The following is a 15,585-nucleotide window of genomic DNA, read 5'->3' as shown; positions in this document are numbered from 1 at the left end:
GGCTGCGTACCGAAGTCCTGATTTACCCATTGGGTTTCCACGACTGCCTGATTATCGCCAGCAGTGGCCGCCAGGCCAGCCGCTCCGGTTGGGAGCATTGTCGCCCTGTGATCGCCTGTCTGTGCTGGTCTCGGCCCATGGGAGTTGGCGTGCCATTGCCCACGGCGCCAATGGGCCGGTCGGGTTGCCCGAGTCAGCGCTAGAATGGTTTAACCGCCGTTGGACACCAGAACGTTTTCAGCGTGCGCTGGCAGGCATGCATGGGACGTGACTCGCACATTGTGCTGGAATCTTCTCAAAGCGCGACCGAGCTTCCTTGCGTCTTGCCTGATGAAACTTTAAGTTCATGGTGCTTACGGGCGCGGGTTAAGGAGCATCTGCGGGGGCCGTCGCGATGGTGGGGTAGCGATCCAGACTTTGGAGTGGTCGAGGTGCCACGGTCTTTGGAACGGTTCGAGAAGATCCTTCTGCACGCTGCCATTGCACCGTGCCCTCGTGTAATTCCAGCATGTTGGCGCACCCTGATCTGCCCCCATTGTCTGATCGGGGATGCATCGGAAGGTATTCCCTTCTACCGGCGAAGGGCGTGGGCAATCGGTTGGCGCACGACCTGTGCCAAGCACGGACAACAGCTTCACGACCTGGACGTGCGATACACGCTCTCGTCATTGGCTTCCTTGCTTGCCTCAAGGCGTTACGGGCGCCGATGCGCTAGCGTGCACTTCATGCTCAGGCGGGCTAGAACGGGTCAACGGACCGGGTATTGGTTTCGGTGTGAGCCGAGAGCGGGCTGCTTGGAAGCAGCATTGGATGCCGATCCGGCTGAATCTGTCGACTGGCGACCATTGGGTTATACAGCAGTGCAATTGGAACGCTTGTATTGGTCCCTCGCCTTCTCCCTTTGTCGCCAGTTTCAATCCTATTTCGATGGAGGTCTAACGAAGCGCTTTCTTCGAGCGCCAAACGCGTGCCGCCATATGGTTAACGTATGTGCTGAAGCAGTAATCGCTCGTTGGACTTCCAGCCCTCTGCCGCGGTCCAACTCTGCCCACCGCACCGATGTCATTGCCCAAATGGCAGGCTACGTTCCTCACGCGCGAATCCCCGAGCGTGCAGGGCCATTTCACCCCGTCGGGCTCCCCCGGCGTCCGGATCTGGAGCGTTGCTTCAGGTGCTTAAATCGCGCTGATTCAGACCGACTGGTCAGACAGGGCTGGTACGAATGGGCGGATGACCGTGGCGGTCCGCCGGTCAGTTGGGAGGAGGCGGTGGTCGTCGGGCATCGGCCATTCACGGGTCCCAAGTCACGCTGAAACCAACCATACGTCGCCAGCGTTCACGTCCACGCGCGTTGGCAGTGTTCAACTTGGATGCGTGGGGTGCGCGGAAGCAGGGACACTGGGTCTCAATCGCGTGAAGCCTTCGCTTCGCCATGAGACGGTTAGGGCTGATTAGGGGCCGTTATCAGGGCTAACGTACATCGCCTCAGAAAGCGGCCGTCGGGATGCGGTGGCGGCGGCGCGGCCGTCTCGTCCGATTTATTCAGCGCAGGGAGCCCATATGAAACGTCGCAAACGTGTGCGGCGATGCCCGCTGCTGGTCTCTCTGGGCGGTTGACGGAACCCATCGGGCTGCCAAGGATCGTCAGGATGCGCGGCCTTCACCCGCCAGGTAGAGCGTGGGTGGAGGGCCGGAGGAACTCGCATAGAAGAGCCAGAAAGTGAGCTAACTCCCTGCCGTGTAACAATTTTCCCTCTTCAGAAAATCAAGCGTTGGGCAGCACTCTCCCGCCGGAACTCGGGCGCACCGCGCTACCTTCTGTTCGAGGTCCCTCTCCAGATTCCTCAACTCGCGGATTCGTAGGCGGACATCGACGAGCTTTCGCTCGGTCAACTGGCGGGTCTGCTCGCAAGAATGCTTGCCTGTAATCTGTAGTAAGCCAGCGATCTCGTCGAGGCTGAATCCCATCTTCTGAGCGTGCCGTATGAACCGAAGCCGATTCACGTCGCTTTCGCCGTAGCGACGCACGCCTCCGCTCGGTCGCGCGGGCTGATGCAGCAGCTTGCGGCGCTGGTAGTAGCGCACGGTTTCGACGTGCACATCGGCAGCCGCTGCCAAGCGGCTGATCGTGAACGTGTTTGGACGCATAGCTTGACTCCGTACCCGGGTACGGAGATTAGTATGCCCGGATGCAAGCAACTCGCGCTAAATCTTCTGTTCCGGCCATCGTTGGCGCGAGCATCGCCGCCATTGGCGCGTCCGTCTGTTGCGTCGTGCCACTGGTACTGGTGTTCATGGGGATCAGCGGCGCTTGGATCAGCACCCTTACGGCCCTGGATCCCTTGAGGCCTTGGTTCAGTGCCGCCGCCGTAGTGTCCTTGGCGGTGGCGTTCTGGATGCTGTATCGGCCGGCGTCACATTGCGGTGTGGATGGCAGTTGCGTCGAGCCGGACACCCTGCGAAGGAGGCGGCGTTGGCTCTGGTTGGCGACAGTCCTCATCGTCCTGTTGCTGCTGTTTCCCTATTACATCGTCTGGATTCTGTAGGAGGCGCAATGCGCAAGTGGATACTGGCCCTCGTGGCTGCTCTCTCGGTCGGGGCCGCCCTGGCGGCGACGCCCGTGACCGTGGTGTTCGATGCCGAGAACATGACCTGTCCCGCCTGCGGCATCACCATCAGGAAGGCGCTGGAGAAGGTGCCTGGCGTCACCGAGACGAAGGTTGACACGCGGGCAGAAACAGTCACGGTGACGTTCGACACGAGCCGGACGGATACATCTAGAATCGCGCGCGCAGTCACAGAAGCAGGCTTCCCGGCCAATGCGCGGGCTGACGGTGAGTGACGTCGAGCTAGAAAGCATCTTGACCTGTCCGGAGTGCGGACATCGGGCGACCGAGACAATGCCAGTCACAGCGTGCCAATTTTTCTACGAGTGCACGGGCTGTGGAGTGGTCTTGCGGCCGAATCAAGGCGACTGCTGTGTGTTCTGCTCGTTCGGAACAGTGCCATGCCCGCCGATCCAACAGCACAATTCATGTTGTGGTTGACCGGACTTCGATAATGACTGCACAGGCAGGCTGCGATCTCGACTGTGCCACCTCGGTAGGTGCGCAGCTCAACCAGCGATGTGCGTGCGAAGTGGTTGACGTTTTCAGTTTGCACGAGTCGATCCGGTCCGCCTTTCCGGAGTTCACGGCCGATCCATCCGTGCACGCCCACCTGTTTTCCCCGTATGCCCTGTTCGTTGATCGCGCAGCGTTGGACGCCATGGGGCGAGTCGCGGCGACGGTCTTCGACGTCGCAGCAAATCCGCGATATCGCCAGCACGTCCTGCAATGGGCCCCCGACATCGCGACCCATGAGCCAGGGTCGGCGGGTGGAGTCCTTGGGCTGGACTTTCACTTGACGGTCGACGGCCCGCGGCTGATTGAGGTCAACACCAATCCCGGCGGGCTGCTTCTCAATGCAGTGCTGGTCGATGCCGTGCAGGCCTGCGCACCGGATGCGTGGACCACTTGGACAACGGAGGCCAACGCTAGCAACATGGCTATCATCGCCTGGCTGGAGGACGTCCGGCAGCAGTCCGGCCGTATGCCGTCGCGTCTGGCCATCGTGGACAGCGCCCCGCGGGAGCAGTTCCTCTACCCCGAGTTCGAGCTGTACGCGGGCGCATTCCGGGAGCATGGCGTGGACTGCGTGATAGGCGCACCCGAGGAACTGAAGTTTGGTCCGGACGGGCTTGCAGATGCGCACGGCCGGATCGACATGGTCTACAACCGGTTGACCGATTTCGCGCTTGAGGAAGCTTCGCATACGGGCCTTCGTCAGGCGTACCTGGCAGGGGAAGTCGCGCTGACACCGCATCCGCGTGCCCACGCACTGTTCGCCGACAAGCGCAACCTTGCGGTGCTGGGAGACCCTGTCCTGCTTGGTCGGTTCGGGGTCGATGCGGGTTCGACGGCCCTGTTGGCACAGGTGATCCCGCCCACGGTTGAAGTTGTGCCCGGGAACCAGGATGCGCTGTGGGCCGCGCGCAATGGCTATTTCTTCAAGCCTGCAGCAGGGTTCGGCAGTCGCGGGAGTTATCGGGGCGACAAGCTCACCCGGCGGACGTGGGAGTCGATGGCGTCGGCGACCTACATCGCACAGGCCTTCGCGCCACCGAGCATGCGGATCGTGCATGGGGGCCATTCCCTCAAGGCGGATGTGCGCTGCTTCGCGTCCGAGGCGGGTGTGCTGTTGTTCGCGGCCAGGTTGTACCAGGGCCAGACCACGAACATGCGCACCCCCGGTGGTGGATTCGCAGCGGTGCTCACGACGCCACTGATCGACGAGTGATTCTGGCTGGAGCCGGCGCTGGGGGTGTGCCGGGTACTACAGCCAGGCCAATGCGGATTCCGCCAGCTCGCGTTCCTCATCGATCGCGGCGTTCCAGATGGCTGGCCCGCTCCCGCCATCGATCCGCGTGGCTCCAGCATCATTTTCGCGAGACGCCAGCGCCAAGCCAAGCCAGCCCAGGCGCGCCACGATCCGCGCCCGCAGACCGGGCGCGCGATGGCCGATGCCGCCGGAAAAGACGACATGGTCGAGTCCGCCGATTCCCGTGGCCATGGCCGCGATGGACTGCGCGATCCGGACTGCGAAGAGCTCCACGGCGAGCTGGGCCTGCGGGCCGGGATCGGCAAGCAACACGCGCATGTCGCCATGCCCGGCGATTCCGGCAAGGCCTGCACTGCGGTACAGGCCATCTTCAAGCGCCTGCGCATCCAGGCGTTCATGCCTCAGCAGATACAGCAACGCGCCGGGATCGAGATCTCCGGAGCGGGTAGGGCTCGGGATTCCACCCAGCGGAGTGAGCGCCATGGTGGTGTCGCGGCTGCGGCCGTCCTCGACGGCGCAGACGCTGCAGCCACCCCCCAGATGCGCGAAGACGGCGCGGCCCTTCAGGATTCCAGCGTCGTGGCTGGCGACTATGCGGAGCGCGGAGGCGAAGGCGAGTCCATGGAAACCGTAGCGGCGGATGCCCAGCGCATCCCATGCTTCAGGGAGGGGCAGGCGCCGGCTCCAGGGTGCGAGTGAGGCGTGGAAGTCGGTGTCGAAAGCCACGCCTTGATGCGCGTGCGGCCAACGCAGGCGGGCGGCACGCGCGAACGCGAGGGCTACCGGCTGGTGCAAGGGTGCAAACGGCACCAATGCATCCAGTTTCGCGAGCACGTCTTCGTCGAGCTCGCGCGCCTCGCGCAGGTCACCGCCATGTACGATCCGGTGCACCACCACGTCGGGGCCGGGCCCCGACTCCGACAATGTCTCGAGCAGGGTGGCAAGGCGCTCCTGCGCATCCACGCCGACTGGAATCTCGGCCCGGGAGCGCTCGAGCAGACGAGGCTGCGCGCAGTGTCCCTCAGTGTTGAACAGATAGGACGCGCCCTTGAGGGTGGACGAGCCAACGTTGAGTGCAAGAAGCCGGCGCGTGGTCACAGGTGTCCCCGAATCATGTTCATGGGGACCGCACCGCCCGGCGCAACAACTGCGCATTGATTGCTACAACGACGGTGCTCAGCGACATGAGCACTGCCCCAAGCGCAGGTTGCAGCAGGATCCCCCATGCGGCGAGAACGCCAGCGGCGAGAGGGATGGCGACGATGTTGTAGCCGGCGGCCCACCACAGGTTCTGGATCATCTTGCGATAGGTGGCCTTGCTCAATTCGATGATCGCTGGCACATCGCGCGGGTCGCTGCGCACGAGTACGACGTCGCCGGCCTCGACCGCGACGTCCGTCCCTGTGCCGATGGCGATGCCGACGTCGGACGTGAGCAGCGCCGGAGCGTCATTGACACCGTCGCCCACCATCGCGACGCGCTTGCCCTGGGCCTGCAGCTCCTCGATCTTTGCCACCTTGTCCTCGGGCAATACCTCGGCGAAGACGGTGTCGATGTTGAGTTCCTTCGCGACCGCGTTTGCGACCGCCGTGGAATCACCAGTCAGCAGGACAACCTCCAGCCCTTCGTTGTGCAGACGCTTGACCGCGTCGAACGATTCGGGACGGATGGCATCCGCGATCGCAAATACGGCGAGCACCCGGTCGCCTTCCACCAGGTAGGTTGCAGACTGACCATCGGCTGCCGCTGATTCGGCAGCCCGCCGAAGCGTCTCCGGCGGTTCGACGGCGAGCATTCTCAAGAGACCCGGCCCGCCAACGTGAAGCGAGCGCTCCTCGACGACTGCGCGCACGCCGCGTCCCGGCATGGACTCGAAGTCCTGCGACATCGGAACGTCGATGCCATGTTCCTTTGCGCTGGTCATCAGCGCCTGCGCGATCGGATGTTCAGCGTCGCGCTGGACCGACGCGGCCACGCGAAGCACCTCGTCGTCGGTGAATCCTTCGGCGGCGGTGGTCTTCACGACGCGATGCGACCCGAGGGTGAGCGTCCCTGTCTTGTCGAATACGACCGTGTTCAGAAGACGCGCCTCTTCCAGGCCGCGTCGATCGCGCACAAGCAGGCCGTTCCGCGCGCCAATCGTGGTCGAGATGGCTGTCACCAGCGGGATGGCCAGACCCAGCGCATGGGGACAAGCGATCACGAGCACGGTCACTACGCGCTCGATCGTGAAGCTCCAGGGTCGACCGAGGAGTGGCCAGACGATGGCGGTGATGGCGGCGGAGACGATGGCGATGATGGTGAGGTAGAACGCCGCCCGGTCCGCCAGGGCCTGGGCACGCGAGCGCGACGTTTGGGCCTGCTCGACGAGCCGCATGATACCCGCGAGCGCGGTCTCGTCGCCGGTTCCCGTCACTTCGACCCGCAGCGAGCCCTGCCCGTTGACGGTGCCGGCGATCACCCGGTCGCCCGCCGACTTGTCCATCGGCTTGGACTCACCGGTAATCATCGCTTCGTTGACCGCGCTGGTCCCTTCCTTCACGACGCCGTCGGCGGGAATGCTCGCGCCGGGCCTGATGAGCAGCAGGTCACCGCGCCTCAGATCCGCGACTGGGACTTCCTTCGCGGTACCGGCCTCATCCAACCGTACCGCCATGTCAGGCAGCAGCTTCGCGAGCTCCTTGAGAGCGCCCTGCGCCTGGTTGATCGAACGCATCTCGATCCAGTGGCCGAGCAACATGATCGCCACCAGCGTCGCCAGCTCCCACCACAGGTCCAATCCCTCGACAACGCCGAGCGTGACCAACGCGCTGTAAAGGAAGGCAACGGTGATCGCAAGCGAGATCAGCGTCATCATGCCCGGCAGGCGATTTCTCAGCTCGTGGTATCCGCCGCGCAGGAAGGGCCAGCCGCCGTAGAAGTACACGATCGTGCCGAACACCGCTGGGATGTACGCCGACCCCGGGAACAGTGGTGCGGTGTAGTCGAACCAATGCTGGATCATCCCGCTCCAGATCAGCGTGGGGATGGTCAGCAGCAGCGTGAGCCAGAACTTGTCGCGGAAGCTCGCCACGCTGTGGCCGGCATGCTTGTCGTGCCCGGCATGGGCGTCGCCATCAGCGCCTTTGCGAGGATGCGGTGGTTGCTCGCCGTGCGCCTGATGATCTTGATGATGATGATTGTGTTGCGTCATGGGTCTGCCTTCCTGGATGCACTGATGCATTGAGCATCAGCGGGGAGATAGATCAGTGGTTCTACAGCAGGCTTCCGGGAGGTCGGCCATTCCCGATGTCCGTTGCTAAGGCTGCTCACAGGTGCCCCGATCTGGCGATGGCCGTGACCAGCCGCAGCGAGAGCAACCCCGCTGCGGCGAAGGCCAGGACCGCCAGGAAAGGCAGGTGGCCGAACACTTGCGGGCCTTCGGAGTGCAGGCTCAACAGCGCCCCGCTCACGTAGAGACCCAGGGTGACCAGTGCCAGCGCAAGCCGGTTGCCGGTGCGCGCGAGTGCCTCCTGCGTGGAGCTCAAACCGTGGTGGTGTACGGAAAAGGCGGGCCGTCCGTCGCTCAGCTGCGCCTGCCGCAACAGGTCGGTGGCGATCTGTGGCAGCTGGCGCGCAGTGCGGGCCAGCCGCATCGCGAGCGGCCTGTTGCCGCCGGGGCGGCTGGCATCGGCGATGTCGGCGATCTCGGCCGCCTGTGCCGACAGCGTCCCCAGCAGGTCCAGATCCGGATCCAGTGCCCGCAACGTGTTCTCGACCAGGAACAGCGTCCGGATCAGGGACAGCAGGTGGGCCGGAAGCCGGAATCCTGCGCCCTGCCCAATGCGTGCCACGCGCCAGATCGCCTCGGCAATGGACCACTCCGCCAGCGGACGGCTGGCCATCTCGGCCAGGATCAGGTGGATCTCGCGCACATGCGAGCGTCGCTCGACCTGCGGCGGGAAGAAGCCCAAGGCGATTGCCGCATCCAGCACGCCTTCGGCGTCGTCGGCGGCGATGGCTTCGACCATGCCGCCCAGCGCGAGCCGGGATGCCGGGTCGAGCACGCCGATCGAGCCGAAGTCATGCAGGCACAGGCGACCGTCGTCGAAGAAGAACAGGTTTCCCGGATGCGGATCGGCATGGAATACGCCGGCGCCGAAGAGCTGATGCACGTAGGCATCGAGCAGCGCGCTCGCCAGCGCGGGAGCGGCCGCGGTTCCGTAAGCGGTCTCCAGGCGGGTGCCGTGGCTGCGGTCCTGGACCAGCACGTCGCGGCTGGCGTACGGCTCGACGACGTGCGGCTGGGTAATGCCGGGCAGGGCATCGAGCACCTTGGCCATGCGCCGCATGTTCTGCGCCTCGTGACGCATGTCGATCTCGTCGTGCAGGAATGCGCCCAGTTCGTCCACGAGTTCGAGCGGGCGGTGTCGCCTGAGGGGCGGCCAGACCCACTGAGCTACGCGCATCGTGCGCCGCAGGAGCCGCAGATCGGCCTGCACCTGGGCGTGAATGCCGGGGCGGGTGATCTTGACGACGACGTCCCGACCGTCATGCATGCGCGCAGGGTGGATCTGGGCCACTGACGCTGCGGCCAGCGGCCTGTCATCGAAGCTGGCGAAGAGCGCGTCGACCGGCGCGCCGAACGCCTGCTCGACCATGTGTCTGGCCTGGTCCGCAGGAAATGCCGGCACGTCGCTGTGCAACCGCGACAATGCCTCGCGATAGGGCGCCGGCAGCAGGTCCCAGCGCAGGCTCAAACCCTGGCCCAGCTTGACGAAGGTGGTACCCAGCCCCACCAGGGTGGCGCTGACGTACGCGGGAAGCCGTTCTGGTCTGCGTCGGCGCAGGCGCAACACCGCGACCCCGAGAGTCAGTCCGGCCCAGGCGATCTGGCCTCCGCGGCGCACCGTGCCCGCCATCAGCGCGAGGTCCTGGCCGGCCGGCTCACGATGCCGGCCCCGCTTCCGCGCGCAGGATGGCGGTCGGATCGCCGTGACCATCCACGGCCGCCAGCTCCGCTTCGGACAGCAGGTTGTCGCGGGACTCGCCGAGGACGCCCGCAGCCGCGTCAACCACGTGCGCCCAGGTGCTGCGGTTGGCGAACAGCAGGCCCGGCACGTCCAGTGTGCCGCCCCGGTTGACGAAGCCCAGCGCCGCGGTGGTGGTGGGGCCGGTGTCGAGTCGGCGCAGCGCACCGAGGAAGGGCTCCGGACGGGTGTGGGTAACGAATACGCGCGGCCGGCCCACCGGAAACAGCGCTTGGACCGCACTGTCGGAGTGCACGTACCTTGCCTCCTCCGGATCGCGCGGGGCGCGAAATCGGCCGGGTTCGGCGAGATAGACGATCGCGGCCGACATTCCGCGTGCGGCCAGACGCGCCTGTGCGCGGCGCACTTCCTGCAGCTGGTACGCGCCGGTGGCCACCAGCAGGATCGCCGCCGTCTCCGGATCGCCGGCGAGGCATGTTGCGCCGGTCTCGGCCAGTGCCTGGGCCTGCTGCGGGGTCAGCTCATGAGGCACCGGACGCTTGGGAACGACCAGTGTGGTGACCGTGCCCCGTTGCGCGTAGGCGCGGGCGAGGGCGGCGGCAGCGCCATTGGCGTCCGGCGGGAACACCACGCGCGAAATGTCGGCCATTTCGCCCATGAGTGCCTCGGCCATGGTCGGATCCTGGTGGGACTGTTCGTTCTTCGCGTTCTCCCACGTGTGCGAGGTCAGCACCAGGGGCACGCCCAGCCAGCCGGGTGGGCGCCCGGCCTGGGCCTGGTGGCGGGCGAAGATCAGTTCCTGACGTACGGCGCCGAGCATCTTCGGTGCAAACGCCTCGTAGGTGACCACCAGGTTTAGCCCGCCCTTGTTGCCGAGCGCCGCGCAGACCACGGCTTCTTCGTTGAGCGCAGTGATGACCGCGCCGGTTGGCGATTCGGCGACGCCGGGCTCGGGCTCGTGCACCCGGTGCTTCATCGCGTCCAGGGTCCGGTCGAGCTTGTTGCTGCGCAGCTCATCGGGATTGCCCACGCGCACCCGCAGTCCCGGATTCGCCTCGGCGATGGCGACGAACTGCTCGTCGAGTGCGGTCATTGGCGAGCTCTCACCGCCGGCGCCGCGGTCGGCGATCGCCGGGACGCGGGGCGGTTCCACCTGGCGATCGGCCAGCGCATGGTCGCGCTCGCGCACCCGCTGCTGGAGATCGTGGCTGTTTAGTGCGGCAACGGCCTGCTCGAGCTCCGACGCGGCCACGAACAGCGCCGCTGCGCCTTCATTGAAGAGCGTGCGCGCCGCGGCATCCTTCGCCGGATTCCCCGGCAGCGGCAAGTTGTGCGAGGCGTTGGTCCCGGCGCCGGGGAAGCCGAAGCCCTTGACGGTTTCGGCGATGCCATAGGGCAGCCGCACGTCGGCGGGAACAGCGGCGCCCGCTTGCAGGCGCGACTCCATCACGTGGATGCCCCACGCGATGCTGGCCGGATCGCGCCCGTCCAGCGCGATCGGATCAAAGCCGTTCAATCGCAGGTGCCGGTCCAGCCACCGCTCGCCGCCCTGCTGGGTGATCTGGCTGCGCTGTTCGATGCGGCGCCCGTTGAGGATGATGATCGGGCTGACCAGTCCGCTGTCCTCGGCGCGCCACCAGCGTGGCGCCCAGTCGCTGCCACGCTGTTCCTCGAACGCACCGTCGCTGAGGAAGGCGACCAGGCGTTCATCCTTGAGCGGCGCATGCACGTACTGCAGCTCGGCAAAGCCGAGATAGCCGCCTTCCATCACGCCCCCGGCGGTGTGCGCATTGACGTGGGAGCCGAGGGGCGACGCCGGCGTTCCGTCCGGATTGAGGGTGTAGGCATAGAAGTCGCTTACGAACCGGCTCAGCCCTTCGCCGGTGCGGTCGTAACGTTCGGCGTGCCGGTCGGTCATGTTGCCAACCAGCACGTTCAGCGCGTCGATGGCGGCCACGCAGTGCCCCTGGCCCATCATCCACGCGCGGGTGACGCCATCCAGGGAATCCATCAGCAGGTAGCCGGCGTAGGCGGGCACCATGTTGAGGGACCCGCCGGTGTGGCCTTCAGGCGTGGTCTTGAAATCATCGACCTCCAGGGCCGCGCCGTCGGTACGAACGCGCTGGCTGTAGGTCATGTGCGCCACCAGCCACATGCCGGCGCTGGTGACGCGGTCGGCCGCGGCGAGCCGCTGCCATGCGGTGCCGGCATCCGGCGTGCGGCCCAGGGCGACCAGCTCGTGCACCATCTGGCGGACCCGGAGCTGGGTAAGCGGGTCATGTCGGATCACCCCGTAGCCGGCCGCCCAGTGGGCGAACGCGGGATCGGCCTGCCGGTGGGCGTCGGCGAGTTCAAGGATCCGCTGGCGCTCGGCGGCCGACAGCTGGTCGGCGGTGCAGCAGTTGAGATGCAGGTTCATGGGTCCTCCGGGGAATCGGTCGAAGTGGTCATCAGGGTCGATGCCGCGGCGGCGAGGTCCGCACCCAGCGCGATGGCGTTGGAGGGGTGGGAAATGGTGTCAGTGCTGACGATGCGGGCCAGGCCCGCCTCCTGCAGGCGGGCATAGGCGTCGCCTGCGAACACCGGATGGATGGCGACCAGCAACGGCGACGGCAACGACAACCGGCGCAGGTGTGCGAGGGTCTCCAGGATCGTGTGGCCGGACGACACGATGTCGTCGATCAGCACCGGAGTCCGACCAGCCACGGCTGCCGGGTCGGGCAGGCTGACGCGCACGTCGTAGTCGCCGTGCCGCTCCTTGGCCAGCACCTGGTAGGGCATGCCGGACAGGGCGGCGATGTCCGCTACCCACTGCTCGCTCTCGCTGTCAGGGCCGATCAGCACAGCGTCGGGGACGGTCTCAGCGATCCAGCGGGCCACGGCCGGCGTCGCCGATACGTGGACCGTCGGAATGCGGTAGAGCGACTGCAGGCGCTCGACGCGGTGCAGGTGCGGGTCCACGGTCACCAGCCAGTCGAAAGCCTCTTCGAGGAATTGCGCAAACAGCGGTGTACTGACCGCCTCGCCGCGATGGAAGCGGGTGTCCTGGCGCATATACCCCAAGTAGGGTGCGATGAGGCCGACCGAACGAGCCCCGAACTCGCGCGCGGTCCGGGCGGCGAAGCGCAACGGGAGGGCCGTGGCATCGGCGTTGCGCAGGCTGGCCAGGAGCGCCACATCGGCTCCGGCCAGTGCGTCGTCCAGGGTGACCAGCGACTCGCCATCTGGGAAGTGCCGCCAAGCCACGGGTGCAATGCGCGCCTGCAGGGGCTGGTTGATGTTGCCGGCCAACACTGCATCGGCCGGGAATGGCATCAGCACACGGGTCATGGAACCTCTCCAAGCACAAAAGGTTGCAGCGTCACGGCGTGCTCCAGGGCGTAGGCCAGTTCTCCCGGCGACTCCGCATGCAGGGTGAGCAGAGGTTGTCCCCGCTCGACCGTATCGCCGATCCGCAGACCGGTTTCGAGGCCGGCGGTTGGGGATGTCGGGGCGCCGGCCAGCTTGGCCAGTTTGGCCAGCCTGCGGTTGTCGATCGCCGCGATGCGGCCCGATGCAGGCGCCGGGACGTCGGCGGTGAACGCCGCCCGTGGCGGTTCGCGGAAGCCTCCCTGGGCCTCGCAGATCGCCAGGAACTTGGCCAGCGCCGCCCCGGAATCCAGCACGCCGCGCGCGCGCTCCAGTCCGGTGCCGGCGTTGCTGCCCGGTGCCATGTCCAGCAGCGCCGCGGACAGCGCAAGTGCGCGTTCGCGAAGGTCGGCGGGTGCATCGGCTGCGTTGCGCAGCACCTTGAGCACATCGTGCGCCTCGAGCGCCGGACCGATTCCCCGCCCCACCGGCTGGCTGCCGTCGGAGCGATGGATGCCCAACTGCAATCCCAGCGCGCCCGCGGTGTGGGCAAGCCGCGTGCCGAGGCTGTGGGCCGCGGCCTCACCTCGCACCTTGGCCGTCGGACCCACCGGCATGTCGATCAGGACGTGGGTGGAGCCCGCGGCTATCTTCTTCGACAGCACGCTGGCCACCAGTTGACCGTCGCTGTCGAAATCCAGCGGGCGCTGCACCCGGATCAGGATGTCGTCGGCCGGACTCAGGCGCACGTTGCCACCCCAGACGATGCAGCCGCCCTCGCGCTCCACCACCCGGCGCATCGCCGCCAGATCGAGCGCCACGGGCGCCATGACCTCCATGGTGTCGGCGGTGCCCGCGGGCGACGTGATCGCGCGCGAGGACGTCTTCGGGATGCGGTAGCCCAGCGCAGCCACGATGGCCACCACGATCGGCGTGGTGCGATTGCCGGGCAGGCCGCCGACGCAATGCTTGTCCAGCACCGGCCCATCGCCCCAATCCAGGCGCTGGCCAACGGCGATCATGGCCCGTGTCAGCGAGGTCGTCTCGGCGTTGTCGAGGCGGTCGCCCGCGCTGGCCGTGACGAAAGCGGCAAGCTCCAGGTCCGACAGCCTGCTTTCCATCACGTCCTGCACCAGGGCGAGGTACTGCGCGTCGTCCAGCCGTGCCCCGAACACCTTGGCGCGGAGCGCGCCTGCCGACGACGCGGGTTCCGCATGCCGCACCCGGGCGAGGGCATCGCGCATGGGATCGAGGAGCGTCCACGCGGCCTCCGACAGCGCCACCTCGTCGAGGCCGAGCCGATCGTCGACGACCACGTTCAGCGTCGCCACCAGCGTGCGCGCGCCGACGTCCAGCCTCACGCGCGTCATCGCGGCAAAGCCTTCCGAGCGGCAGACTTCGCAGTCACGGTGCATATAGACCACCGGCTGCTGGTAGGTGTCGATGCCGGCACGGGTGACGCGCAGGCGGGTGTGGCCCGGGGCCTGCGTGGTCATCTCGCATCCTCCAATCCGACTAGCTCCAGGTGCTCCGGCACGCGCGCACGCCAGCCCAGTTCACGCTGCACGCGCCCGCGCAGCGTGTCGGCTGCGTCGGGCTCGCCGTGGGTGAGGTACACCACGCGCGGCGCGGAAGGCGCAGTGCGCATCCAGTCCAGCAACTCCCCGGCGTCGGCGTGGCCGGAGAAGCCTTCCAGCTGCACCACTTCGGCGCGGATGGGGACCTCTCGCCCGAACATGCGCAACGTGCGCTTGCCTGCCGCCAGCGCGGCACCGCGTGTTCCTCCGGCCTGGTAGCCCGCCAGCAGGATCGCGTTGCGGTCACCGGGGCCGAACGCCTCGATGTGGTGCAGCACGCGCCCGCCGGTGATCATGCCGCTGGCCGAGATGATGATCATCGGCCCGCGCTGGCGGTTGAGCGCCTTCGATTCTTCTACAGTGTTGACGAAGGTGGCCACGTCGAACATCCGCTGGCAGTCCTCTTCGGACACGTGGTGCTCGGAATGGTGGGCGTGGTAGTGCCGGGTCGCGTTGATCGCCATCGGGCTGTTGAGGTAGACCGGCACGCGAGGGATGTCCTTGCGCTCACGCAGCCGGGCGATATGCAGCATGAGCGCCTGGGCGCGGCCGATGGCAAAGGCGGGAATGACGATCACGCCCCCGCGGGCGGCAACGCGGCGGATGATCGGTGCCAGCTCGGCTTCCTGGTCGATCGGAATGTGTTCCCGATTGCCATATGTGGATTCGCAGACCAGTACGTCACAGGCGGGCAGGGGCGTTGGCGGGTTCATCAGAGACTCCTGCTGCCGGCCCAGGTCACCACTGAAGTGCAGGCGCTGGCCCTGGACGTCCAGGCTGACGTGGGCAGCGCCCAGGATGTGGCCGGCAGGATGGAAGCGGATCGTGACGCCTGATGCGACCTCGATGTCGCGACCATAGTCATGCCCCTTGAGCTGCTTCAGGCTGCGGCGGGCGTCATCCTCGGTATAAAGCGGTCGTGGTTCCTTGTGCTTGGAGTACCCTTTGCGCGCTGCATACTTAGCATCCTCTTCCTGCAGGTATCCACTGTCGGGAAGCAGCAGGCCGCACAGGGCCACGCTGCCATGGGTGCAGTGGATCCGGCCGCGGAACCCTTGTTTGACCAGTGCGGGCAAGTAGCCCGAATGGTCCAGGTGGGCGTGGGTCAGGACTACCGCGTCGATCGATGACGGCTCGACGGGAAACGGAGCCCAGTTGCGGTCGCGCAATTGCTTGTAGCCCTGGAACAGGCCGCAGTCCACGAGCACGCGCTGACCGTTGGCCTCAACCAGGTAGCGTGAGCCGGTGACGGTGCCCGCGGCGCCGAGGAATTGGAGAGTGGGACTTGTTTTGTTGTTCATGGTTGCTCC

The 15,585-nt window shown here is 66.4% G+C and carries 12 protein-coding genes; 4 read left to right on the top strand and 8 right to left on the bottom strand.

What is annotated here, in order from left to right:
- Positions 1–1,725: 1,725 nt before the first annotated feature.
- A complete protein-coding gene (locus ERL55_RS07795) occupies positions 1,726–2,148 on the bottom strand; it encodes a MerR family transcriptional regulator (RefSeq protein ID WP_129135912.1) in 423 nt (140 codons plus the stop codon).
- Positions 2,149–2,189: 41 nt separating this feature from the next.
- Here ERL55_RS07795 and ERL55_RS07790 point away from each other — a divergent pair, with 41 nt between their 5' ends.
- From ERL55_RS07790 to ERL55_RS07775, 4 genes are read left to right on the top strand one after another with little or no spacing between them, the layout of a single operon-like run.
- A complete protein-coding gene (locus ERL55_RS07790) occupies positions 2,190–2,546 on the top strand; it encodes a mercuric transporter MerT family protein (RefSeq protein WP_129135911.1) in 357 nt (118 codons plus the stop codon).
- Between the two features lie 8 nt (positions 2,547–2,554).
- Positions 2,555–2,842, top strand: coding sequence for a heavy-metal-associated domain-containing protein (locus ERL55_RS07785; RefSeq protein WP_129135910.1), 288 nt, complete (start codon positions 2,555–2,557; stop codon positions 2,840–2,842).
- On the top strand, positions 2,835–3,047 hold the full coding sequence (locus tag ERL55_RS15145) for a GDCCVxC domain-containing (seleno)protein (protein WP_092410672.1): 213 nt from the start codon (positions 2,835–2,837) through the stop codon (positions 3,045–3,047). Before ERL55_RS07785 ends, ERL55_RS15145 begins: the two co-directional genes overlap by 8 nt.
- Before the next feature lie 13 nt (positions 3,048–3,060).
- Complete coding sequence (locus ERL55_RS07775; RefSeq protein ID WP_241685731.1) at positions 3,061–4,338, top strand: hypothetical protein; 1,278 nt, start codon at positions 3,061–3,063, stop codon at positions 4,336–4,338.
- A gap of 36 nt (positions 4,339–4,374) precedes the next feature.
- Here the strand turns inward: ERL55_RS07775 and ERL55_RS07770 are convergent, their stop codons facing one another.
- The 7 genes from ERL55_RS07770 to ERL55_RS07740 all read right to left on the bottom strand — a co-directional run bounded on the left by ERL55_RS07770 (position 4,375) and on the right by ERL55_RS07740 (position 15,576).
- A complete protein-coding gene (locus ERL55_RS07770) occupies positions 4,375–5,478 on the bottom strand; it encodes a hypothetical protein (protein ID WP_164972149.1) in 1,104 nt (367 codons plus the stop codon).
- Positions 5,479–5,497: 19 nt separating this feature from the next.
- Positions 5,498–7,573 (bottom strand): heavy metal translocating P-type ATPase, encoded by a 2,076-nt coding sequence (locus ERL55_RS07765; RefSeq protein ID WP_241685730.1) that lies wholly within the window; start codon positions 7,571–7,573, stop codon positions 5,498–5,500.
- A 115-nt stretch (positions 7,574–7,688) separates the two neighbouring features.
- Positions 7,689–9,362: an AarF/UbiB family protein gene (locus ERL55_RS07760; RefSeq protein ID WP_241685729.1), complete on the bottom strand. Its 1,674-nt coding sequence runs from the start codon at positions 9,360–9,362 to the stop codon at positions 7,689–7,691.
- Entirely contained in the window at positions 9,307–11,769 is a 2,463-nt protein-coding gene (locus ERL55_RS07755) for a xylulose 5-phosphate 3-epimerase (protein WP_241685728.1), read from the bottom strand. The genes ERL55_RS07760 and ERL55_RS07755 overlap by 56 nt, the downstream gene beginning before the upstream one ends.
- On the bottom strand, positions 11,766–12,680 hold the full coding sequence (locus ERL55_RS07750) for a ribose-phosphate diphosphokinase (protein WP_129135908.1): 915 nt from the start codon (positions 12,678–12,680) through the stop codon (positions 11,766–11,768). Before ERL55_RS07750 ends, ERL55_RS07755 begins: the two co-directional genes overlap by 4 nt.
- On the bottom strand, positions 12,677–14,194 hold the full coding sequence (locus ERL55_RS07745; RefSeq protein WP_129135907.1) for a thymidine phosphorylase family protein: 1,518 nt from the start codon (positions 14,192–14,194) through the stop codon (positions 12,677–12,679). Before ERL55_RS07745 ends, ERL55_RS07750 begins: the two co-directional genes overlap by 4 nt.
- Positions 14,191–15,576, bottom strand: coding sequence for an MBL fold metallo-hydrolase (locus ERL55_RS07740; protein WP_129135906.1), 1,386 nt, complete (start codon positions 15,574–15,576; stop codon positions 14,191–14,193). Before ERL55_RS07740 ends, ERL55_RS07745 begins: the two co-directional genes overlap by 4 nt.
- Between the last annotated feature and the right edge of the window lie 9 nt (positions 15,577–15,585).

The sequence above is a fragment of the Luteimonas sp. YGD11-2 genome (genome assembly GCF_004118975.1).
GTDB lineage: Bacteria > Pseudomonadota > Gammaproteobacteria > Xanthomonadales > Xanthomonadaceae > Luteimonas > Luteimonas muca.
This window is presented reverse-complemented; position numbering and strand designations above follow the sequence as displayed.

Coding starts and splice junctions, on each gene's coding strand:
- ERL55_RS07795 (WP_129135912.1), bottom strand. CDS start 2,148: ATGCGTCCAAACACGTTCACGATCAGCCGCTTGGCAGCGGCTGCCGAT.
- ERL55_RS07790 (WP_129135911.1), top strand. CDS start 2,190: ATGCAAGCAACTCGCGCTAAATCTTCTGTTCCGGCCATCGTTGGCGCG.
- ERL55_RS07785 (WP_129135910.1), top strand. CDS start 2,555: ATGCGCAAGTGGATACTGGCCCTCGTGGCTGCTCTCTCGGTCGGGGCC.
- ERL55_RS07775 (WP_241685731.1), top strand. CDS start 3,061: ATGACTGCACAGGCAGGCTGCGATCTCGACTGTGCCACCTCGGTAGGT.
- ERL55_RS07765 (WP_241685730.1), bottom strand. CDS start 7,573: ATGACGCAACACAATCATCATCATCAAGATCATCAGGCGCACGGCGAG.
- ERL55_RS07760 (WP_241685729.1), bottom strand. CDS start 9,362: ATGGTCACGGCGATCCGACCGCCATCCTGCGCGCGGAAGCGGGGCCGG.
- ERL55_RS07755 (WP_241685728.1), bottom strand. CDS start 11,769: ATGAACCTGCATCTCAACTGCTGCACCGCCGACCAGCTGTCGGCCGCC.
- ERL55_RS07750 (WP_129135908.1), bottom strand. CDS start 12,680: ATGACCCGTGTGCTGATGCCATTCCCGGCCGATGCAGTGTTGGCCGGC.
- ERL55_RS07745 (WP_129135907.1), bottom strand. CDS start 14,194: ATGACCACGCAGGCCCCGGGCCACACCCGCCTGCGCGTCACCCGTGCC.
- ERL55_RS07740 (WP_129135906.1), bottom strand. CDS start 15,576: ATGAACAACAAAACAAGTCCCACTCTCCAATTCCTCGGCGCCGCGGGC.